Source organism: Roseovarius sp. 217 (assembly GCF_000152845.1).
GTDB lineage: Bacteria > Pseudomonadota > Alphaproteobacteria > Rhodobacterales > Rhodobacteraceae > Roseovarius.
Window position 1 is genome coordinate 1,851,815 of sequence record NZ_CH902584.1, and the last position, 23,071, is coordinate 1,874,885.

Below are 23,071 nucleotides of genomic sequence, written 5' to 3' on the forward strand. Positions count from 1 at the left end.
AGCCGTTAGGTGTAGGCGCAGCGAAAGCGAGTCTTAATAGGGCGTTGAGTTAGATGGATCAGACCCGAAACCGAGTGATCTAGGCATGACCAGGATGAAGGTTGGGTAACACCAACTGGAGGTCCGAACCCACACCTGTTGAAAAAGGTCGGGATGAGTTGTGCCTAGGGGTGAAAGGCCAATCAAACTCGGAGATAGCTGGTTCTCTGCGAAATCTATTTAGGTAGAGCGTCATCCGAATACCCTCGGGGGTAGAGCACTGGATGGGTAATGGGGCCCCACAGGCTTACTGATCCTAACCAAACTCCGAATACCGAGGAGTACTAGATGGCAGACAGACTGCGAATGCTAACGTCCGTAGTCGAGAGGGAAACAACCCTGACCTACAGCTAAGGCCCCTAATTCATGGCTAAGTGGGAAAGCAGGTGGGACGACCAAAACAACCAGGAGGTTGGCTTAGAAGCAGCCATCCTTTAAAGATAGCGTAACAGCTCACTGGTCTAAATAAGTTGTCCTGCGGCGAAGATGTAACGGGGCTCAAGCCATGAGCCGAAGCTTAGGATGCCGTAAGGCATGGTAGCAGAGCGTAGTGTGACATGGTTTCTATCCTCTTTAGTGTCCCTCGGGACATCATGGAGGGTAAGAAATCTTCGATGAAGCGGGCCTGTGAGGGATCCCGTGGAGAGATCACTAGTGAGAATGATGACATGAGTAGCGATAAAGGGTGTGAGAGACACCCTCGCCGAAAGTCCAAGGGTTCCTGCTTAAAGCTAATCTGAGCAGGGTAAGCCGACCCCTAAGGCGAGGCCGAAAGGCGTAGTCGATGGGAACCAGGTTAATATTCCTGGGCCAGATGGAAGTGACGGATCAGAGAGGTTGTTCGTTCTTATCGGATTGAACGGGCCGCTGACTGGTTCCTGGAAATAGCTCCATCGCTAGATCGTACCCTAAACCGACACAGGTGGACTGGTAGAGAATACCAAGGCGCTTGAGAGAACTATGTTGAAGGAACTCGGCAAAATACCTCCGTAAGTTCGCGAGAAGGAGGCCCGGTTTCTAGGCAACTAGAGGCTGGGGGCACAAACCAGGGGGTGGCGACTGTTTACTAAAAACACAGGGCTCTGCGAAGTCGCAAGACGACGTATAGGGTCTGACGCCTGCCCGGTGCCTGAAGGTTAAAAGGAGGGGTGAGAGCTCTGAATTGAAGCCCAGGTAAACGGCGGCCGTAACTATAACGGTCCTAAGGTAGCGAAATTCCTTGTCGGGTAAGTTCCGACCTGCACGAATGGCGTAACGACTTCCCCGCTGTCTCCAACATAGACTCAGCGAAATTGAATTACCTGTCAAGATGCAGGTTTCCCGCGGTTAGACGGAAAGACCCCGTGCACCTTTACTATAGCTTCGCACTGGCATCAGGATTGTGATGTGCAGGATAGGTGGTAGGCTTTGAAGCAGGGACGCTAGTCCCTGTGGAGCCTCCCTTGAGATACCACCCTTCGCACTCTTGATGTCTAACCGCGGCCCGTTATCCGGGTCCGGGACCCTGCGTGGTGGGTAGTTTGACTGGGGCGGTCGCCTCCTAAAGCGTAACGGAGGCGCGCGAAGGTTGGCTCAGAGCGGTCGGAAATCGCTCGTTGAGTGCAATGGCAGAAGCCAGCCTGACTGCGAGACTGACAAGTCGAGCAGAGTCGAAAGACGGCCATAGTGATCCGGTGGTCCCAAGTGGGAGGGCCATCGCTCAACGGATAAAAGGTACGCCGGGGATAACAGGCTGATACTGCCCAAGAGTCCATATCGACGGCAGTGTTTGGCACCTCGATGTCGGCTCATCTCATCCTGGGGCTGGAGCAGGTCCCAAGGGTACGGCTGTTCGCCGTTTAAAGAGGTACGTGAGCTGGGTTTAGAACGTCGTGAGACAGTTCGGTCCCTATCTGCCGTGGGTGTAGGATACTTGAGAGGAGTTGCCCCTAGTACGAGAGGACCGGGGTGAACGAACCACTGGTGGACCTGTTGTGGCGCCAGCCGCAGTGCAGGGTAGCTATGTTCGGACAGGATAACCGCTGAAGGCATCTAAGCGGGAAGCCCCCCTCAAAACAAGGTATCCCTGAGAGCCGTGGTAGACCACCACGTCGATAGGCCAGAGATGTAAGCGCAGCAATGCGTTCAGTTGACTGGTACTAATGGCTCGATAGGCTTGATTTGATCCAGTAATAGCAAGATTGTTACGGACAAACTCAAAAGCATACACAAAACACAATGTCTTGACTTGGAACACTGCCCAATCGGAGAAAGACGGTTGGGCAATACCTGTCCTCATGACGCCGAGCGCCGTCAGGACAAACAAACGTCCTCAAGTCGCCGATAGGCGGTAGGACACCTAATATGTCTCGAGGTTTTTTCCCGGTTTGGTGGTCATAGCACAAGCGAAACACCCGGTCCCATCCCGAACCCGGCCGTTAAGCGCTGTCGCGCCAATGGTACTGCGTCTTAAGACGTGGGAGAGTAGGTCGCTGCCAAACCTGGTAAAAACCTCAAGACATCAAACTGTATCTCTCGACCACGATAAAACGCCCCACAACAAAACAATGCTGGGGCATACTATAGGCCCAAGGCGATCAATATCGCCCAAAGCCAAAACAATCGCCCAATTCCACACGCGGAAAACAGGCAAAACACTGTCGCGGGATGGAGCAGCCCGGTAGCTCGTCAGGCTCATAACCTGAAGGTCGTAGGTTCAAATCCTACTCCCGCAACCAACAAGAACGTACCGCCACCCTCAGGGGTGGCGTTCTTGTTTGTGCCAAGCGCCAAAATCCCTGCCAATGCCCCCACCAGCGTCACGTCTGTCTCACCCCGCTTGATACCAGCGCGCACCTCGATGCGGTCAACAAGACTGCGGATGGATGTCATCGCCTCCTCGCGAGTGTCTTCGCCTGACAGCAGCAGCGCCAGTTCACCGACCTTCTTGCGGTACAGCTCCGCATAATTAGGATGAAAATCCACGACCGGTGAAATTGCCGTCCGTTTCTGCTGGGCGAGAATGTGCGCCTTGCGGTCCTCCAGCTTCGTGAGTTCTGAACGGACGGACTCTGGTGCCCCATCTCCCGAGGTTATGAAGGAGATAAGGCGAGCGATGCCGCGCTCCACGTCCGCCAACTCTTTTGTGAAATCCCGCTGTGTACTCTGCCTGGCCTTCTTCAGGCGCACAAGTTCGGCCTTCAGTTCGGTCGTGAACTCAGCGATCAAAGCGTCATTGCCGACAAGGATTCGACGCAAGCCGTCCAGCACGCGGTTCTCGACCTCCGCGGCGGCGATGCCAAAACCCGCCTCGCAGGTGCCTTTCTCGCGGCGTGCCGCGCAATAGTAACGATCCTTGCGGGCGATGGTCATATTGCCGCCGCAGCACCCACATTTGAGAAGACCGGTGAGTAGGCGCTTTTTGGTCTGGCGTTTATTGCCGGCGTGGCTGGCATAGCGTGACTTCAGGGCTTGCGCCCGCTCCCACGTCGCAGGATCGATTATCTGAAGCTCTGGAACATCCGTTGTAACCCACGCCTCGACAGGATTCAGACGCGACTGGCGTTTGCCGGTGTCGGGGTCTTTTACGAAGCGCTGCCGGTTCCAGACGAGACGCCCGACATACATCTCATTGTTCAGGATTGTTGATTGTCACTGAGAACTGACCCGGCAACAGCAGAAATTGTCATTGAGAATTGACCCATGTGCAACCTTGCCCCGGCTTGAATCAGCTGGGGGCGCATGGAGTGATAGACATGGGATTTTTGAAAGTTATTCGGCGATGGGCGCTGCGAGAGAAGATGCCCATTCGCGAGATCGCGCGGCGGACTGGCGTGTCTCGCAACACGATCAAGAAGTATTTGCGGGAGGGGATTGTTGAACCTGCGTTTCAGGTGCCAGATCGCCCCAGCAAGTTGGACCCTTTTGCCAAGCATCTGACAGCATGGCTGACGACTGATCAGCGCAAATCACGCAAGGAACGCCGAACGGCGAAGCTGATGCACGCCGATCTTGTGAAGCTTGGATATGACGGTTCTTACGAGCGTGTTGCGGCCTTCGTGCGGGACTGGAAGGGTGAACGGCAGCGTGCGCATCACACGACGGATCGCGGGACTTTCGTGCCACTGGTGTTCGCGCCGGGTGAGGCTTTCCAGTTCGATTGGAGCGAGGACTGGGCCTATATCGGCGGTGAGCGCATCAAGCTGCAGGTTGCCCACATCAAGCTGTCACATAGCCGCGCGTTTCTGGTGCGGGCCTATCTGCTGCAAACACATGAGATGCTGTTTGATGCCCACTGGCATGCATTCCGCGTCTTCGAAGGCGTCCCTGGGCGCGGCATCTATGATAACATGAAGACAGCCGTCGACCGGGTTGGCGTCGGCAAACAGCGCGATGTGAATGCGCGGTTCCTGGCCATGACCAGCCACTACGTCTTCGATCCCGAGTTCTGCAATCCGGCGGCTGGTTGGGAGAAGGGTCAGGTTGAGAAGAGCGTGCGTGATGCCCGACATCGCCTCTGGCAGGTCGCTCCTGTCTTCCCAGACCTTGCTGCACTGAATGAATGGCTGGAAGACCGTTGCAAGCTGCTGTGGGCGGAGACGGCACATGGCGCACTGCCTGGCAGCATTGCTGATGTTTGGGGGGTCGAGAAGTCTGCCCTGATGCCCCTGCCCACGATGTTTGATGGCTTTGTCGAAGAGAGAAAGCGCGTATCGCCCACCTGCCTGATCACTTTCGATCGCAACCGCTATTCCGTGCCCGCCAGCTTTGCGAACCGGCCGGTGAGCCTGCGCATCTACCCCGAACGTCTGGTCGTTGTCGCCGAGGGGCATGTGATCTGCACGCATGAGCGGATCATTGAACGATCCCATCGTCAGCCAAGGCGCGTCATCTATGACTGGCGCCATTATCTGGCGGTCGTTCAGCGCAAACCCGGGGCGCTGCGCAATGGCGCGCCCTTCGTCGAAATGCCCGAACCCTTCCGCTTGCTGCAGGCGAAGATGCTACGACAGCCCGGCGGAGATCGAGAGATGGTCGATATCTTGTCACTGGTCTTGCATCACGATGAACAGGCGGTGCTCTGCGCAGTGGAATTGGCGTTAGAGGCCGGCGTGCCGACCAAAACCCATGTGCTGAATCTGCTGCACAGGCTGCTGGATGGCAAGCTGACTGACCAGCCAGACGTGAACCCTCCAGCCGCTTGTCGCTGAGCCAGGAGCCCGAGGCCAACGTCGCGCGCTATGATGGGTTGCGCGCCCAGAAAGGAGTGCGCGATGCGTCATGATCCCGCAGGTGCTGCCATCGTCATCATGTTGCGCAGCGTGAAGATGCCAGGCATGGCGCAGGCTGTGCAGGATTTGCATGAGCAAGGATCGCCCGCATTTGAAGCCGCCATGCCGATCCTGTCGCAACTGCTCAAAGCGGAAATGGCCGAACGCGAGGTGCGCTCTATCGCCTATCACATGAAGGCGGCGCGCTTTCCGGCCTATAAAGACCTCTCTGGCTTCGACTTTGCCGCCAGCGAGATCCGTGAAGCCTTGGTCCGTCAACTTCATCGTTGTGAGTTTATGGACGCGGCTGAGAATGTGGTGCTGATCGGAGGTCCGGGGACAGGGAAATCACACGTTGCAACGGCTCTCGGCATTCAGGCCATCGAGCATCATCGTAAACGCGTGCGCTTCTTCTCAACCGTCGAACTGGTCAACGCGCTGGAGCAGGAAAAGGCTCACGGCAAGGCCGGGAAGATCGCCGAGGCGCTGGTCAAGACCGACTTGGTGATCCTGGACGAGCTGGGATATCTGCCGTTCAGCGCCTCTGGTGGCGCGCTGCTCTTCCATCTTCTGAGCAAACTCTATGAACGCACCAGCGTCATCATCACCACCAACCTGAGCTTCAGTGAATGGGCCAGCGTCTTTGGCGATGCCAAAATGACCACAGCGCTACTCGATCGTCTCACTCATCGCTGCCACATCCTCGAGACCGGCAATGACAGCTACCGCTTCAAGGCCAGCTCCGAAACGGCAAAGAAAAAGCGAAAGGAGGCAACAGCATTGACGCCATCATAATCAGCAGATCATAACGACTGGGTGGGTCAGATCTCGATGAAAATGCCGGGTCAGTTCTCAGTGACAATCAACAACCCGCCAAACAATAGCCAGGATGTTTGACCTTGCATTGGTAACACGGCCCGCGCCAGGTTGGTCATGCCGCATCTATGAAACTAGGCAGCCGACTCATAAAACTCGATCCACAGCCTGATCGATGCCAGTTTGATCATCGACAGGAAATTGCGTGAGGTCTTCTCGTATCGGGTTGCGATACGGCGGAACGAGGCTTTCAGCCTGCCAAAGAAGCGCTCGATTTTGTTGCGTTCCCGGTAGATTTCAGCATCAAATTCGGCGGGTAGTTTACGGTTGGCCTTGGGAGGGATCACGTCGATAGCCCCCTGTTCCCAGATCATATCCCTGATCCAGTCTGCGTCATATGCTTTATCCGCGAGCACATGTTGTCCAGGTTGCAAGTTGTCCAGTAGCGTCTTGCACGGCGGCGCGTCATGGGCTTGACCGGGTGTCAATTCATATCGGATCGGCAGCCCATCCTGATTGGTAAGTGCATGTATTTTCGTCCCTAATCCGCCCCGTGAACGACCTAAACAGCGGCGTGGGTCTTTTTTTGAGCGTGGTGGCGGAATGATGCGCACGCACGCTGGTCCCGTCGACCATCACCATGTCAACGTTATGCGCGTCGGCGATGGCCTCCATGATCCGGTCCCAGTGGCCTGCATAGCTCCACCGGTTGAAGCGGTTGTAGACCGTGGTCGGTGGGCCGTATTGCTCTGGTAGATCAGCCCAAGGGATGCCGGTGCGCAGGACGTAGAAAATGCCGTTGATCACGCGGCGGTCATCAACCCGCTTCTTGCCACGTGTTTTGTTGGGCAAGACAGCTTTGATGAACTCCCATTCCAGATCGCTCATATCTGATCGCGCCATTTGCATTCTCCCGCCCAGTTTTGTGCGAGAGTGAATCACAAACTTATGCTTCTAAACAAGAATTAATGAGTGTGCTGCCTAGAACTGGTTCGACTTGGGGCCGGCGTAGCTCGCAGTATGTGGCCTTTTTCGCGAAGGGAGTATTTGGAATTATCCGCGAAGGCGCTGCACAGAACGGTGCTCAATCGCTCGCGAACCATTATCATGTGGAACAATTCACATCTGTGTATTCAAACCCAAACACTGCACTATCACTCCAATCAAAATTTCGACAGTTGCTCTACAGCATTTCGCAGTTCTGAAAGCCCTGTCAGTTGAGTTCTGCGCAATTCGACCCATTACCTGCTCTTAACATAATGGACCTTACCCGCTTTACCGATGGAAATTGCGGATGTTGTAGGCATTCATAGGCTAGGCCGACTCGCCCGCTAACCTGCCCCTTGGTTACCATCTTGATGGTGATAAATTCGACCACAGCCGCATTAATGACCCATAATTGAAGGGCCATAGCTGATGGATTGGTCATTGACAGAAATGTGCCCGAGACTTTCCAGCTCCGCTACGATGCTGCTCAGTTCGGTTTCATTTAAGGTTTTCATGAAAAGCGCGTTTACTGTGTTGGCTAACGTCTTGACCTTCCTGGGTCGCGAAGTTCCGCGAGATCTTAGGCTGGCAACAATCGCTTCAATCTTTTCCGTGAGTGATTTGGCATTCGAAATCCTAACAAACGGGATTTCCGAAAGATCTGAGCTTCGGAGTGCGTGAATCTTGCGCTCACGTAAGTGGTGGATCAGTGGATCAAAACCTTTGTCACGCGAGATGATATGGAGATAGCCGTTGGGGTCCTTGGCAGCTAGCTCACCGACATAAAAGGCGATGTGAAAATCCAGCGCATTGGAGCCGCTGCCCGAAATCTTTTGGTAGTTGGCGTTCGTCCCCAAGTTTTGAAGCGCTGCCGCGAATTCAAATGGGACATTTTTTTGGCCGGCACCAACAAAAACAATCAACGTGAACGTGTGGCCATTTAAGATTTCTAGGTTTTTTGGCTGAACATTCTCAAAGTCGATCAAGATATAGTTGTTTTTCAATCTGTTTACTCCAGTCTGTCTCGTTCGTGTCACGGCCGTCCAGGCTCGCACCACGGGCGTGAGCCGTATGCAACTCTAAGTTCAATGCTCGCCTGCACCACCCGAAAAGAAGACCACCGAAACCCGTCGGCCAATCTCCGGTTCATGATCGCGTGAGAGAAGCTCTGCTTCCTCGATGACCTTGGACATCTTTCGGTGCACCTCGTCAGCGTGATGAGCGTCATTTTCAAGCTTCTCTAGGATCGCCTGGATCGCGATGTACCCTTTCGGCAGGTCCTCATAGGCGAAGCTGTCCCGCACCTCTTGCTTGGCTTGCTCCCAGAAGGGATCGAGCAGTCTGCTCCACGACTCACAGATCATTTCGATGGCGGGGAGGGATAGGTGCCCGAACAGCTCTTGATCATCGTGGTCCTTGTCGCTCCGCTGGCTCATGAACTCAGCGCACGCTTTCATCAAGCTTTCAACGCGTGCCGGGCGTAGGTCCCATTCCGTAAGCACTCTAAGTTGGCCAGAGACGGTCTCAAGCGCACTTGCCAGATCCTCCTCTGTCATCCTGGCATGTTCCATGCCCAGGCTTCTGGTCTGCTCGTATGCTGAATCAAGGGTCTTGGCGCAGGCCAGCTGACCTCGCTCCAAAGTCAGGCCAATCTCAGAAGCACGTAGCAGCAGCAGACGCGGAGGGAAGAAGTTGGTCGGCTTGTCGACGCCCTTCAGATGCAGTGCGGTGAAGCTCTCTCTGGCGGACAAGAGAGCTAATTCAGCGCCCCAGGTGCCTTCGATTTTTGCCTTACTGATGAGGCCGTAACGCTCCGGAGAGATCGTCTCTTTGGCCCGAGCTAGAACGTCGTGGAAGTTGTTGTCTCGCAAGCGCCTGACCGATCCGAGGTATCTCGTCACGCTTTCTAAGATTACTTCGGTGTCGTCCGAGCCAACCTCTTGCACAGCGTCAATCAGTTCTTCGCCTGCGAGTGTTCGATAGTTCTCGATGCGGTTGGTCACCTTCTCATCTGAAGCAAACTGACCGACTGGAATATCGACAAGGTGGTAGTTCACAACCCCAAATTGACTGTCGATGCGGTCGATGCGCCCCAATCCCTGGATGAGTTCCTTGAGGTTGGAGGTCACCCCAAGTAGAACAAGCGTATCGGCTGACTGGAGGTTGATACCCTCGGCCATCTTGTAGGTTAGGAAGACCGAAGCTGGCCCTTCAGGGGCGTTTTTCCCGCCAGGACGGAAGTAAGATTCTACAGACTTGCCGTTCGTGATCCGTCGGAAGCCATCCGGTCTGTTGCCAAAGATGGCTTTCACGGCCCTATCATCACCTTTCGTCTGGTTACCCACAACGAAGTTCGTGTGGTGACCGCGGCGTGCCAGCGCTTCAGCAAAGATTTCGAGCGTGTCAGTGCGCTCTGCGAGAAAGACAACCCGGTCCACCTGTTGCTGGATGCAGTGGCAAGCTTCATACCGCTTTTCGTCAACCTCCCGTAGCGTATGTGAGTTGAGCTTTTGGGCTAGAGCGTCACACTTTTCGGGTTCCGCCAAAGCGTCGATGCCAAGCATACCAAACATGTCGGACTGACTTGGGTGTGGCGCTTTGCGCCCCCTCTTTGAGCCTTGCTCAAACTCCCGTAGCCATTTCCCGATAACTCCGTGAGACATCTCCCAAGCTGCCTGCGCCGCGTTCACTCTAAGTATGTTCAGCAGGTTTCGGATATGGAGCTGATCCTGAGTACTTTGCTGCGTCTTGACGTGGCCGAAACGGCTCTTCTCGACTGCCGTAACCCGCCCGCCGGGCGCGAGGTCATTGCAGAGTGCCACGATTTCGTCGAGGCGTGCTCTCTGAGGTTTCGTAAGCTTCAGCGTTTTGGGTCGCCCATGGTTGGCAAGCTTGGGGTAGCCATGCTTGGAGCGGTCCTCGTCCTCGCCAATGCATCGGCGCTGGCGGCGCGCCAGAAAAGGCGAAATCAGCTCAGAGAGTTCCGTGCGGGCCTGCCGTGAAAGAGCGGTTTCCGGTTCGGATAGGACAGCAAGTGGTGCCTTCTGATCGAAAATGTCAGCCGGACTTTGCATTTCGCGGTCAAACAGCTCACCCATGGCCTGGATGTAGTCTGGGGTCATGAAGATAGAGGCGCGCTTTTCCTGCATATGGGTGAGCCAGTCCACGTCACGATTGCCCAGCAGCGTGGCGGACAAGCAGACATTCCAGCTCGGTGGTGCGAGCTCGACCGCTGCAGCCATCTGGGATGCCTGTTCGAAGCCGGGCGTAACCGTATGGCTTTCGTCGATGATGAGTATGCCGAACTGATCGAGTCTCAGACCGGTCTCGTTGTCGTCGCCAGCTCCTCTCAGGCGCTTCTTTGAAAGACTGGTGTTTGGTATGGCCTCCAAAGAGTTCGTGGAGTGTTTTTCCCAGCTCGGGATGACCTTCGGTGGCGCGATTACAGCCGCGTTCTTCCTGGCGACTCCGTGCACAGGAGAGCGTGGAATGACCCGAGAAAAGGTTTCCGATAAGGCCTCGGCGAGGTGGCATCCGATTTCGGTTTTACCGGAGCCTGTAGGCGCCTCTACGAAGGCTATACCGTTATCATACGTGATAGAGCAGGCCTCGTAAGTCAGCTCCTGTTGGTATTCATAGAGGGTGTGCCCGGTGATCTCTCGGCGACTGCCTGTGAGCCAGGGCTCAAAGCCCTTCTGCTCTGAGATCATGCGCGCCATGGCGTCTTCGGCGGTGGCGGGCTTTATCAGCTTGTCGAGGATCTCCAGGGCTTCGGCAGTCCAGTCGGTCGAAACCTCCCAAATCTGCTCAGCCGCCCTGGTGCGCTCGATCTCAAGTTCATGAGATCCAGCGTCGAGCCCATCCGCATACTCAATATTGCTATAGAGCCCTGAGCGAGAGAAGTTCGCCGAGCCAGCCACGGCGCCTATTGGCGAACTCACAATCTTGGAATGCATCCGACGATCCCCGTTGATCCCCAAGCGGGTCTGGGCCAGCACAGGGTCAAAGACGCGAAGCTCAATCTTGCCAGTTTGGATCGCCCGCTTTGCCAGCACCGCGAGCAGGTCATCGTCGTCTTCGACCTGCAGGCCGGACTTCTCCAGCCAATAGAGCTTCATTTCTTCAGTTACAGGTCTCGGCTTTGCCAACCGTCGAGAGTTCCCGGTATCGATACCGAATGATATCCGAATGCGGATGTCTGGGTCTGTGTCAGGGTCTTTTAGCTCCTTGACCTCTTTCATCAGGACGGCGAGCGAAGAGAGGAAGTCTTGATAGCCAGTCACGATCAGGCAGTCGCCAGACGTGAGGTGCGGCCGGTAGAGGCCAATGACAGGACGGTCGATATTGGTCCCGACCTTGGGCGCAGCCGCGAGGTCGGTTTCGGCCAATTGAGTGGCCTTAGGCTGGTCAATGTTCTGTGGCTTTGGACGGAGCCAATTCGGGAGCGAAAACAATAGCTAATACCATGAAGAGCGAGTTTCTTAGACTATGGCTGCTCTTTCTAGGCTTGGGCAATGAATCTTTTCGGCCTGCCGCGTGTCGAGCCTCTGTTCTCTGCATTCGCTCCACGGGGGCCAAGTTAGCTCGCGAGAGGGGGTGGACCGGGAGCGGCCAACGCCTCCCAACAGCATAAACCGTGCTTGGGGTGGGGTGTACCGGGTTTGACCGGTTTGCAGGGTTTGCTGGCCTTGGCACCAACCAACCTGGTGCGCCACAGCTAACCTGTTCTTTCGGCCCACCGACCCTGGGTTCCAACATCCGGAAGAGGCGGCAGTGTGGGACGCGGCGGTCTCCACTAGTAGGGGATTAGTAGGGGATGTACGCCAAACGTTCTCTAGCGTCGTCCGGCAACGTCCAAGATCGAGTTGAGAATTAGTCAAGCGATCGTAATGAGTTATGCAACTTCAGACAGCTTCGTCCGGTTGCGTCCAACATATGGACGGCAGAATTCGTAATTAGTGGGTCCGCTTTTGTCCATCTGATTGTTAACGTTACAGGCAAATTTTAGACTAATATTGCAATCTGTCTATCGGTACGAGCTTGTCCTGCGCCCCCTCCCGCAACCAAATCTTACCACGATATCAAATAGATATAACCCGACTTAAACGGTCGGGTTTTTGCTTGCGCATTTTGTGTCAACGCCATGCCAACGTCTTGCAAGCGCCGTACCAACCTTCGCGGCGAGCTGATCTCCGAATGCGATGCGTCCGCGGCGCCAACAGCAACCCAAGAATCTTTGCGACAGAACCGTTTTGAGCGGTCCCTTGACGAATTGCGGACAGCGGAAATTCGTGACGGAGATACGTGCGATGGAGTGATAAAAACGCGGCCCCGATAATCTTGGGGCCGCGCTCGCATATCCTCAGGCAAACTCAATGTGATCCGACATCGGAAGCTCGATCAGCCTCGGCCCCCCTGCACGCGCTATGGCATTGGCCAGTGCGGGCCCCGACGGGGGTGTCCCAGGTTCGCCGACGCCAGTGGGTGCCTCGGTGGACGGAATAATCTCCACCTCGATCGCGCCGATGTCCGATATGCGCAGGGGTTCGTAATCCGGGAAATTGAACTGATCCACCTGGCCGTCAGTCAGGGTAATCTTGTCGCGCATGACGTGGCCGATACCGTACCCGATGCCACCTTCCATTTGTGCCCTGATCACGTCCGGGTTCACCGGGACGCCGCAATCGACCGCGCAGAAGACCTTCTCGATCTTCACAGGCGCAACGCCGCCGCCGGACACCTCGGCAATTTCAGCCACGAAAGAGCCGAACGAGTGGTGTACGGCCAAGCCGCGCGCATGCCCATCAGGTGCTGTGCCCTGTCGGCTGGCCATCTCGGCCACCTTGCGCAGGACACCGGCCATGCGGACTTGTGCGGGCGTGTCGCCCGGCAGCATGGACAGGCGCAGATCCAACGGATCCGCAGCGGTTTCTTCGGCCACCATGTCGATCATGGATTCCATCACATACGCGGTGTGCGTATGCCCTACCGAACGCCACCAAAGGACGCTTGTCGCCTTTTTATGGTCGGTCAACCCCACAGCCATACCCGGGATGAAATAGGGCGTGTCTGCCACGCCCTCGACCGAAGAATGGTCGACACCGTCATGAATCATCATCTGCGCCATCGGGGTGTCTTTCATGATCGACTGGCCGGCGATACGGTGATCCCAGCCGACGATCTTGCCGCCATCGTCGATCCCCACCCGGACGCGATGGGCGAAGGCTGGGCGGTAGTAGCCACCCTTGATGTCGTCCTCGCGCGACCAAACCAGCTTCACCGGTCGGCTGCGGTCAGTCAGGCCGAAGGCCATCGCGCACTCGAGGTTGTAGTCCGCAGTCGGGTTGGCGCGCCGCCCGAAGGAGCCGCCAGCCAGAATCGTGTTGATCCGGATTTTATCCATCGGCAGTTCCAGTACCTGGCTCAACGTATTGTGGCCGAATGTCGGGAACTGCGCCCCGTCATGCAAGATTACACCGCCGTCATCGGTAGGTTCGATCGTGCAGGTTAGCGGTTCCATCGGCGCATGGGCCAGAAGTGGAAAGTAGAAGGTCTTGTCGATGATGTGCGCGGCACCGTCCACCAGGGCGGCGGTCTTGGCCTGTTCCCCTTTGGCTTGATAGGTGCTGTCTGCGTTCACGGCGGCGATCAGCTCTTCGCGGATCACGTCAGAGGACCGCGTTTCGGCTTCGGACGCATCCCATTCGATGCTGAGCGCATCTCGCGCCGTCATCGCCTGCCAGGTGGTTTCGGCATAGACTGCGACGCCCGATTTGTCCGGCATCGCCTTCGCCATGACAAAACCCTTCATCCCCTCGGCGTCACCCGCGTCGAAAGAGGCCAGTCTGGCACCCATCTGGGGCGCTCTGGCGATGACGACCACAAGCTGGTTGTCCAACTGCATGTCCATTGCGAACTGGCCCGAGCCGTCAATCTTAACCGGCGTGTCCTTGCGCATAACGGCCTTTTCCTTACCGATCAGGCGCCATTCTTCGGGCCTGCGCAGGCGCGGTTCTGCGGGAGCTTCCAGCTTGGCGGCGGCCGCCACAAAATCGCCAATCGGGGCGGCTTTACCGCTTCCGGTGATCTGGCCGTCTATAATATCCAAGCTGGCCGCATCGACATCCCAGGCATCAGCGGCAGCCGCGATCAACATTTCACGCGCGGCGGCACCGGCGTTACGATACTGCCCGAAACTGTTTGCCATGGCCGTTGACCCACCAGTGCCCTGGAACGCCCCGAAAAGAAGGTTATTATAAAGCGTCGGGTTGGACGGGGCAAATTCGTAGTCGATCTGCTCCATTGTCATGCCCAGTTCTTCGGCGACCAGCGTGGTCAAACCGGTCGATGTTCCCTGTCCCATTTCGAAATGCTTGACGATGGCGGTCACGCGGCCATCCTGAGCGATGCGGACGAACGGATTGAACTGCATCGCGTCCGATCCGGCGGCCAGGGTGCCATCGGGCCGGGCTCCGACAAGCAGAACGGCGGTGGCGGCTGCGGCCCCTTTGAGGAAGCCGCGCCGGGATGTGGTCATGGTCATCTCAGCCCTCCAATATCTCGGCCGCACGCAGAACGCCGGCGCGAATGCGCGGATATGTGGCGCAGCGACAGACATTGCCCTGCATGTATTGATCAACTTCCTCTGCCGTCGGCCTGGCATTCTCCGACAAGAGACCGGCCGCCGACATGATCTGGCCGGACTGGCAATAACCGCACTGTACCACGTCAAGTTCGGTCCAGGCTCGCTGGATGGCGGCACCGATGCGGTCGCCGCCGATGGCTTCGATCGTGGTGATCTCAGCCCCTTCGACATCCTCGACATAGGTCTGGCACGATCGCGTCGGCTGCCCGTCGATATGTACGGTGCAGGCCCCGCAAGCAGCGACCCCGCAGCCGAATTTCGTTCCTGTCAATTTGAGGTCATCGCGGATCACCCACAAAAGCGGGGTTCCGTCTTCGGCATCGACCATGACGGTCTGGCCATTGAATTTAAGTTCGCGCGTCACGTTCATCTCCGTGTTCAGTATGGCTGAGAATACTGCGCCCTGCCGTATCGCAAGGCTCTGGTACATAGTCGCAATTTTGGCGCGGATCGTCACTTGCATATGACGCCAAATCTATAACATAAGATGACAAAAGCTGATCGTTGCGCCTTCGAGCCGAGGTGCAAGGCTGGTAAGAAGATGTCTCGATACGGTCCAGAGAAGGGAACGCCGATGTCCAACTCCCGACAGTACAACATTGCTGCGCATGTCCGTCAGACCTGCAATATCCTCGGTCTGTCGCCTGCTCGGGTGCTGGCCCGCTGCGGGCTGGACGCAGGTTTTTTGGATTCGACAGACACCGGCGTAGACGCATCAACCTATTTCGCGCTCTGGACTGCGTTTGCTACCGAAAGCGAGGATTCTGAGCTGCCGCTGACACTGGGATGCGGCGTATCACATGGGCCGTTTCAGCCGGCACTGCTGGCGTTCTCGGCAAGCCCCGACATCTATACCGGACTGAAACGGCTTGCCGTGTTCAAGCCGCTCTGCGCGCCGATACGCCTGGAGCTGAGCGAAACGGACACATGCTTCTCCGCCGCCTTTGCTACGGAAGACGATCATACCATGCCGACTGTCATGGCCATGACCGAGGTGATATTTTTCCTCGATCTCGCCCGAACCTTCACTGCGCATTACGTCGTACCTCAGGTTATTCACCTTCCCGATCCGACACATGTAACGCCAGCCTATCGGGACTATATCGGCGCTCCAATCGAGAAAGGTCGCCTGCCGGGTATTATCTTCACGATGGAGGATGCTCGCAGACCACTGATTTCGGCCGATACCGATTTCTACAGAATCGTTGAGCAGGACCTTCTGGTCAAGCTTGAGAATTTGACGGGCGGCAACCAGATCAGCAACCGCGTCAGGCGAGTTCTGACCGAAATGCTTCCCGCCGGGACAGTTTCGGCAGGCCAGGTCAGCGCGCGGCTCGGAGTGAGCAAACGCAGTCTGCAACGCAAGCTGCGGGACGAAAGCACGTCGTTCCAGGCCGTGCTGAACGAAACGCGGGCATCGCTGGCCCTGACCTATCTGCGGGATCAGAAACTGAGTGCGGAGGAAACCAGCCATCTCCTCGCTTACCGAGATCCGAACTCGTTCTATCGCGCCTTCCAGGTGTGGACGGGCATGACGCCCGCAGAAGCAAGAAACGCGCCAATCAACTGATAGGCAGGAAATCCTGCGGTCTGCGCGGTTTTGGTGCTCCTTCGACAGCCGTTCGCAACTGTCAGATTTGACGGATACGGTCAAACGGCTCAGAGAGTTTTTCCAACCGCTTGGGCCATGGCGGGTGCTCTAGATGAAGAGTACCTGTTGTACTACACAGGATCAAATGAACGTGGAGTCCAAGCCTGTCCGAATACGGTCGCCGCAGGAAGGACGCCATAAACGATGGCGGCCAAAGCGACGATCTGGGATAGATTGGAACGGCCTGTATCAAACTAGGCAATACGGCGCGCACGCACCATTGGACCGGCACCAATATTGATACCCACCATGGCCATCATGGCAGTCCCAGGGTAATCGCCCCACTTTTAACGGGGTGCGATGTCCTGCTGTCCTCGACGTTTCCAAGATTCATACAGGTAGCCCGATCTGCTTGCGCAGACTTTTGTCGAATGCGGAGGTGGGGACGAAGCGCCGCAGGAAACTGACTCGCCGCGCCATTCTTCCTGCTGCGTATCGCTTCTTCGGATTGGCGTCGGTCGCGGCCTTTAGTACAGTCTTGGCGACGATTTCCGGATTATCGCCTTTCTCCATCGCCTTGCGCACAGTCACATTCATGCTTGCACGGCCTGCATCGTAAATATCAATCTGATTGTCTGGGCTGGTGAGGCTCTCTTCGAACGATGTGCGAGTATAAGCGGGTTCGACCAGCGTCACGCGAATGCCAAATGTCCGCATTTCATGATCAAGTGACTCGGAATAACCTTCGACCGCATGCTTGGTGGATGCATAGAGAGCGAAGTAGGGCGCGGGGATGAACCCCTGTACCGAGCTTACGTTGACGATCCGCCCCCCCTTCTGGAGACGCATCGTCGGCAAGACTGCGTTTGTCACGCGCAAAACACCGAAGACGTTCACATCGAACAGTGCCTGAGCTTGAGTGATCGAGGACTCCTCCGCGCCGCCCAATAGTCCCACCCCGGCGTTGTTGACCACCAAATCAACGCGCCCGGCCTGTTCCAGGATCTTTGCGACAACACTTGTCACTGATGCGTCGTCGGTGACGTCGCAACTCAGCATGGTGATGCCATCAGATATATCGGCGATGACCCGGCGACTGGTTCCGAATACGCGGTATCCCGCAGTTTGAAGGGCCTTGGCGGTCGCTTTTCCAATACCTGAGGATGCGCCTGTCACCAGCGCGACTTTCTTGGTGGTCTCATTCATGGGCTTACCTCTTTCGGTTCTTGTGGATCTCGTCCGGAATAATGCCGTTCGCCCCACACTCTTTGGGTTGGGATTTGCTTGGCTAACACCGCCGGGGCATCTCTTCGGGGTGTAGCGTGGGTGCGTTGGACGACGATGTGGACATCATGGCCTGCTGCGCACGATCAGGCATGTCGACGTCCCATGTGCATGAAGCCTGCCTCCGGCGTCCTCAACTCGACCTTCTAGAGTGATCGCCATCCGGCCACGCGACAGAACTCGGCCAATGACTTTCATTTCGCCCGACTCTGCAAGAATTGGTCGGACGAATTTCGTGGTCGTTTCATGTGATGGACAGGCTTCGCCCGGTGCGAGAGTGGTTTGTGCCGCAAGGGCCATGGCAGTGTCGAGCATCGTCATGATCCAGCCGCCGTGCATTGTCTTCATCGGGTTGCTGAAACGTGCTTCGGGTCTAGCCCGAAGAGTGACCTCGCCTTCCTGAGGCGGCAGCAATGTGAAGGGCAACACATCCGCCATCGCAGGAGGGCGGATGCTGCCGTTCGCCCAAGCTGAAACCAACTCAAACCCGGTGTATTCCATCGGTTCAGATGGCGAGGTCGATTCGGTGTCGGCTTCAACCGATCCCTGCGATATCACTGGTTTGCTCCTGTTTCAGTATCCCTGCCGGCCACTTTCAGAGCGTTGGCGGCAGCCGCTTGGAGAAATCCTGCCGACAGTGCCTTGTCATTGACGGCCCGTGAGAGAACCAGTGCTCCGACCATGGTCGACAGGACGGCCATAGACGTCGCGCTTGGATTCTCGCCGCACGGCTTGCCCGCTAGGTTGTCGAGGATGTCGAGATGTCTTTTGATTCCAGTTTCGAACGACGCTTTCACATCGCTGCCCTGTCTAGCCGCATCCGAGCCGAGCGCCACGATCGGGCAACCGTCCATCTTTTCCTCGCGGTGGCCCATGCTGAGATAGAATGCGAGGACGGCGCCAAGCGGGTCCTCGGGATTCGCCTCGACTGCGGAAGCCCAGTGCCGGGTGGCGCTCTCGAATGCGCGGCTGGATGCCTGCACCGCCAGGTCTTCCTTTGACGCGAACTGCTTGTAGAAGGCACCCTGGGTCAGGCCGGCGCCCTTCATCAGGTCCTTAAGGCCGATGCCGTCAAAGCCATTCTCCCGGAAAAGGCGGCTCGCCACGTTGATCACGTTCTCGCGGTTTTCTTCAGCCTGTTTGCGGCTCACTCGCATGGCTACTCTCCATTAAAGATTGCGTTCGTAATCTATATACTATATAGAGTGTGAGTGCAATCTATTTTGAAGCAAGGCGATGGTCATGAATAAGAAACGCGTCATTGTGCTGGGAAGCATCCTGATCGCTGTGTTGGGGGCGGCTGCGTTTGCCACGCTTGCCATTCCCACGCAGGAAGCCTCCGCCGAGAGCGACCCGCGGCAGATGCCGCCGATTGTCAGGCTGACGAAAGCGGTGCCTATGGATGATGCTGAACTCAGCTTCACAGGGATTATTGCGGCACGAGTGCAAAGTGATCTCGGTTTTCGCGTGTCTGGAAAAATCGAGGAACGATTCGTGAACACCGGTCAGAAAATCTCCGTCGGGCAGCCGCTGATGCGGATCGACAAGACCGATCTGCAGCTCGCACTCATCGCAAAACGTAACGCTGTCGCCGCAGCGCGCGCTGTTCTGATGCAGGCCCGTGCAGATGAAAAGCGCTATGCGACTCTGTCGGACAATGGCTTGGCTGCAAGCTCGCAGCGCTACGAACAGGCAAAAGCCGCGCTGGATACCGCAGAGGCACAGCTTGCCGTGGCCGAGGCCGAAGCACAGCTTGCTGAGAACCAGGCATCATATTCCACCCTTGTGGCAGACGCGGATGGTATTGTGATTGAAACGGTCGGCGAGCCTGGCCAGGTCGTTGCAGCCGGGCAGCCCGTGATCCGGATTGCACAGACCGGCCCTCGCGAAGCACTGATCGCACTTCCCGAAACAATACGGCCAGACATCGGTTCTGTGGCAGAGGCCCGCGTATATGGCACCGAGGCACGCAGCCACTCCGCACATCTGCGGCAATTATCGGACTCGGCTGATCCCCGGACCCGCACCTACGAGGCTCGCTATGTGCTTGGTGGTGAGGCAGCGACAGCACCTCTTGGCGCGACGGTCACCATCCGGGTTGCAAGGCGGACCGGCCAGCCGACGATACAAGTGCCACTGGGGGCTCTGCTGGATGATGGCACCAAGACCGGCGTTTGGATGCTGGACCGAGCGACATCGACCGTACATTTTCGTCCCGTTAAGCTTGTGCGTTTAACCAGCGAGCATGCCGTTGTCTCCGGTCTGGAACCGGGTGAGCCGATAGTTTCACTGGGCGCCCATCTCTTGCAAGAAGGGACCTCTGTCAGACCCGAAACTGAGAGCGGAGATAATTGATGAACCTCAATCTCTCCGCGATCGCCGTTCGCGAACACGCCGTCACCCTTTTTATGATCCTCCTGCTCGTGGCCGCCGGGGCCTTTGCCTTCCTCAAACTGGGGCGGGCAGAAGATCCCAACTTCACCATCAAGACGCTCACGGTCACGGCGGCATGGCCCGGTGCGACAGCGCAGGAAATGCAGGATCTTGTCGCCGAACCGCTGGAGAAGCGGTTGCAGGAGCTGACATGGTATGATCGGGTCGAGACGACAACACGTCCCAGTTATGCCTATATGACGGTGACGCTGAGAGACGACACGCCGCCATCTGCCGTCGAAGAGCAATTCTATCAAGCCCGCAAGAAGCTAGGGGATGAAGCCCGCAACCTGCCACAGGGTGTCTTTGGTCCCTTCGTCAACGACGAATATTCGGACGTGAGTTTTGCACTCTATGCGCTAGAGGCCAGGGGCATGCCGATGCGAAAGCTGGCCCGGCAGGCCGAAACAATTCGCCAGGACGTGCTGCATGTGCCGGGCGTCAAGAAGATCAACATTCTCGGAGAGCGCGCTGAGCAAATATTTGTGGAGTTCTCGTATACCAAGTTGGCAACGCTCGGCGTTTCGGCTCTGGATATCATTGCGGCCCTGCAACGGCAGAACACCCTTACACCAGCGGGCTCCATCGACACGCAAGGCCCTCAGGTCTTCATTCGGATCAACGGCGCTTATGGGAGTATCCGGGAGATCGCCGACACGCCGATCATCGCAGCGGGGCGGACGCTGAAGCTTTCCGACATCGCCGAAGTCCGCCGTGGCTATGAAGATCCTCCGACCTATGTGATCCGGCATCAGGGTGAGCCCGCGATCATGCTCGCAGTGGTGATGCAGGAAGGCTGGAATGCCCTGGAACTCGGAAAAGCGCTTGAGGACAAAATCGGGGCCATTGAGCAGACGCTGCCGCTGGGGTTATCGCTTCAGAAGGTGAGTGATCAAGCGGTAAACGTAAGTCACGCCGTCAACGAGTTCATGTTGAAATTCGCGATGGCCCTCGGCGTGGTGCTGCTGGTCAGCCTGCTCAGCCTAGGCTGGCGCGTGGGCATCGTCGTTGCCGCCGCCGTCCCGCTGACGCTGGCCGTTGTGTTCCTCGTCATGCTGGAAACTGGAAGGTTCTTCGACCGCATCACTCTCGGGGCCTTGATCCTGTCCTTGGGACTTCTCGTGGACGACGCGATCATCGCCATCGAAGTTATGGTGGTGAAAATGGAAGAGGGCATGGATCGCATCAAAGCGGCCGCCTATGCGTGGAGTCACACTGCAGCGCCGATGCTGTCAGGAACACTGGTGACGATTGCGGGGTTCCTGCCGGTGGGCTTTGCCCGCTCGGCGGCGGGGGAGTACGCCGGCAACATTTTCTGGATTGTGGGGTTCGCTCTTATCGTATCCTGGATCGTTGCGGTCGTTTTCACGCCTTATCTTGGCGTCAAGATGCTACCCGAGATCAAGCCTGTCGAGGGTGGCCACGCAGCGATCTACAACACACCGAATTATCGGCGTCTGCGGCGTCTGATCACTTTTGCCGTGCAGCACAAGGTCCTGACTTGCGCCATCGTCGGTATCGCCTTCGCGTTCTCCGTCGTCGGCATGGGGGGCGTCAAGCAGCAGTTCTTCCCGACTTCTGACCGCCCCGAAGTGCTGGTGGAAGTCCGTCTGCCGGAAGGCACCAGCATTGAGACGACGACCGCCACGGTCGAGACGCTCGAAAACTGGCTGGACGAACAGCCCGAAGCTGCGGTTGTCACCAGCTATGTCGGCCAGGGCGCTCCCCGGTTCTTCTTTGCAATGGCACCGGAACTTCCCGACCCGGCCTTTGCCAAGATCGTTGTACTGACACCGGATGCGGAAGCCCGCGAAGCGTTAAAGCACCGCCTCCGAGAGGCCGTGTCGCAGGGGCTTGCGCCTGAGGCCTATGTGCGTATCACTCAACTGGTGTTTGGGCCGTATACGCCCTTTCCGGTGGAGTTCCGGGTCATGGGACCTGAGCCCGCGCAGCTCTACGAGATATCACAGAAGGCCCTCGATATCATGCGGGACGTCCCGGATGTGCGGCAGGCCAACCGGGATTGGGGCAACCGCACACCCGTGCTTCGCTTCGTTCCAGATCAGGATCGCCTGAACCTTATCGGTCTCTCGCCGGTGGAAGTAAGCCAACAGTTGCAATTCTTCCTGAGTGGCATCCCGATAACATATTTACGCGAAGACATCCGCAATGTCCCCATCGTGGCTCGTAGCGCCGGGAACGCGCGACTGGACCCGTCGCATCTGGCAGATTTTTCCCTGATAAGTCGAGACGGTCGACAAATTCCACTCGACCAGATTGGCCATGCCGAAGTGCGCCTGGAGGAACCGATCCTGAAGCGTCAGGACCGCACCCCGGTTATTACAATCCGCTCGGACATCAATGAGGCAACTCAGCCTCCGGAGGTCTCGAAGGAGATCATGACAGCCCTGCAGCCGCTGATTAAATCCCTTCCGGCCGGTTATCGCATCGAACTGGGAGGATCGATGGAAGAATCCGTGAAGGCCAACGCCGCTTTGGCGAAAGTCTTCCCGATCATGATTGCGGCGACGCTGATCGCAATCATGTTGCAAGTGAGATCTTTCTCGACCATGGCCATGGTCGTGCTGACGGCACCGCTTGGGCTTGTTGGAGTCGTACCTGCCTTGCTGGCTTTCAACCAGCCCTTTGGGTTCAATGCCATTCTGGGCATGATTGGACTGGCCGGTATCCTGATGCGCAACACACTGATCCTGACTGAGCAGATCAAGGAAAACCGGGCCGCCGGTCTGGACGCCTATCACGCGGTGATCGAAGCTACAGTACAGCGTGCGAGGCCTGTGATCCTGACCGCACTTGCGGCCGTATTGGCTTTCATCCCTCTGACGCACTCGGTCTTTTGGGGGTCCATGGCCTATACGCTCATTGGTGGAACGGCCGTCGGCACGGTGCTGGTCCTGCTCTTCCTTCCCGCCCTTTATGCAGCATGGTTCCGTATCACGCCGATCATTGATGATAACTCTGAGAGGCGAGTGGGCAAAACTTGGGATCATGCGGCTGCTCTTTGGT

General features: G+C 57.0%; 11 protein-coding genes, 1 tRNA gene, 2 rRNA genes and 3 pseudogenes (1 of these 17 only partly in view). 8 read left to right on the forward strand and 9 right to left on the reverse strand.

The features are described 5' to 3' along the window. The 3 genes from ROS217_RS08895 to ROS217_RS08905 form a co-directional block, all read left to right on the forward strand. A 23S ribosomal RNA gene (locus tag ROS217_RS08895) occupies positions 1-2,202 on the forward strand (it extends 768 nt beyond the left edge of the window). Positions 2,203-2,404: 202 nt separating this feature from the next. Beyond that, positions 2,405-2,519, forward strand: a 5S ribosomal RNA gene (gene rrf / locus ROS217_RS08900). A gap of 160 nt (positions 2,520-2,679) precedes the next feature. Continuing rightward, a tRNA-Met gene (locus ROS217_RS08905) sits at positions 2,680-2,756 on the forward strand. On the opposite strand, the gene ROS217_RS24985 is transcribed toward ROS217_RS08905, so the two are convergent. Next, positions 2,713-3,645: a recombinase zinc beta ribbon domain-containing protein gene (locus ROS217_RS24985; protein WP_009817383.1), complete on the reverse strand. Its 933-nt coding sequence runs from the start codon at positions 3,643-3,645 to the stop codon at positions 2,713-2,715. The genes ROS217_RS08905 and ROS217_RS24985 overlap by 44 nt on opposite strands. Positions 3,646-3,773: 128 nt before the next feature. Between ROS217_RS24985 and istA the strand changes: the two are divergent. Then, a pseudogene (gene istA, locus ROS217_RS08910) lies at positions 3,774-5,302 on the forward strand (IS21 family transposase). Then, positions 5,292-6,083: an IS21-like element helper ATPase IstB gene (gene istB, locus ROS217_RS08915; protein WP_009817385.1), complete on the forward strand. Its 792-nt coding sequence runs from the start codon at positions 5,292-5,294 to the stop codon at positions 6,081-6,083. Before istA ends, istB begins: the two are co-directional and overlap by 11 nt. Positions 6,084-6,238: 155 nt before the next feature. Here the strand turns inward: istB and ROS217_RS23480 are convergent. The 5 genes and pseudogenes from ROS217_RS23480 to ROS217_RS08945 form a co-directional block, all read right to left on the reverse strand. Then, positions 6,239-7,013, reverse strand: a pseudogene (locus tag ROS217_RS23480) (IS5 family transposase). A gap of 476 nt (positions 7,014-7,489) precedes the next feature. Continuing rightward, positions 7,490-8,095 carry a PIN domain-containing protein gene (locus ROS217_RS08930; protein ID WP_009817386.1) on the reverse strand — a complete coding sequence of 202 codons (606 nt, stop codon included), beginning with the start codon at positions 8,093-8,095 and terminating at the stop codon, positions 7,490-7,492. A gap of 81 nt (positions 8,096-8,176) precedes the next feature. Continuing rightward, a complete protein-coding gene (locus ROS217_RS08935; RefSeq protein ID WP_254656393.1) occupies positions 8,177-11,479 on the reverse strand; it encodes a DEAD/DEAH box helicase family protein in 3,303 nt (1,100 codons plus the stop codon). A 974-nt stretch (positions 11,480-12,453) separates the two neighbouring features. Next, the gene (locus ROS217_RS08940) at positions 12,454-14,634 is read right to left on the reverse strand and encodes a xanthine dehydrogenase family protein molybdopterin-binding subunit (RefSeq protein WP_009817388.1); all 2,181 of its coding nucleotides are present in this window, start codon (positions 14,632-14,634) and stop codon (positions 12,454-12,456) included. 1 nt (position 14,635) lies between these two features. Continuing rightward, positions 14,636-15,106, reverse strand: coding sequence for a (2Fe-2S)-binding protein (locus ROS217_RS08945; RefSeq protein WP_040651272.1), 471 nt, complete (start codon positions 15,104-15,106; stop codon positions 14,636-14,638). A 204-nt stretch (positions 15,107-15,310) separates the two neighbouring features. Here ROS217_RS08945 and ROS217_RS08950 point away from each other — a divergent pair, with 204 nt between their 5' ends. Then, positions 15,311-16,306: an AraC family transcriptional regulator gene (locus ROS217_RS08950; RefSeq protein WP_009817390.1), complete on the forward strand. Its 996-nt coding sequence runs from the start codon at positions 15,311-15,313 to the stop codon at positions 16,304-16,306. A 411-nt stretch (positions 16,307-16,717) separates the two neighbouring features. On the opposite strand, the gene ROS217_RS08955 is transcribed toward ROS217_RS08950, so the two are convergent. The 3 genes from ROS217_RS08955 to ROS217_RS08965 all read right to left on the reverse strand — a co-directional run bounded on the left by ROS217_RS08955 (position 16,718) and on the right by ROS217_RS08965 (position 18,768). Then, positions 16,718-17,533, reverse strand: a complete 816-nt coding sequence (locus ROS217_RS08955) for an oxidoreductase (protein ID WP_009817391.1) — start codon at positions 17,531-17,533, stop codon at positions 16,718-16,720. Positions 17,534-17,677: 144 nt separating this feature from the next. Next, positions 17,678-18,169: a PaaI family thioesterase gene (locus tag ROS217_RS08960; RefSeq protein WP_198134879.1), complete on the reverse strand. Its 492-nt coding sequence runs from the start codon at positions 18,167-18,169 to the stop codon at positions 17,678-17,680. After that, positions 18,166-18,768 carry a TetR/AcrR family transcriptional regulator gene (locus ROS217_RS08965; RefSeq protein ID WP_009817393.1) on the reverse strand — a complete coding sequence of 201 codons (603 nt, stop codon included), beginning with the start codon at positions 18,766-18,768 and terminating at the stop codon, positions 18,166-18,168. Before ROS217_RS08965 ends, ROS217_RS08960 begins: the two co-directional genes overlap by 4 nt. Positions 18,769-18,853: 85 nt before the next feature. Here ROS217_RS08965 and ROS217_RS08970 point away from each other — a divergent pair, with 85 nt between their 5' ends. Both ROS217_RS08970 and ROS217_RS08975 read left to right on the forward strand, forming a co-directional pair. Then, entirely contained in the window at positions 18,854-19,966 is a 1,113-nt protein-coding gene (locus ROS217_RS08970) for an efflux RND transporter periplasmic adaptor subunit (RefSeq protein WP_040651276.1), read from the forward strand. Beyond that, a pseudogene (locus tag ROS217_RS08975) lies at positions 19,966-22,974 on the forward strand (efflux RND transporter permease subunit); the annotation flags it as partial. The gene ROS217_RS08970 and the pseudogene ROS217_RS08975, both read left to right, overlap by 1 nt. Positions 22,975-23,071 lie beyond the last annotated feature (97 nt).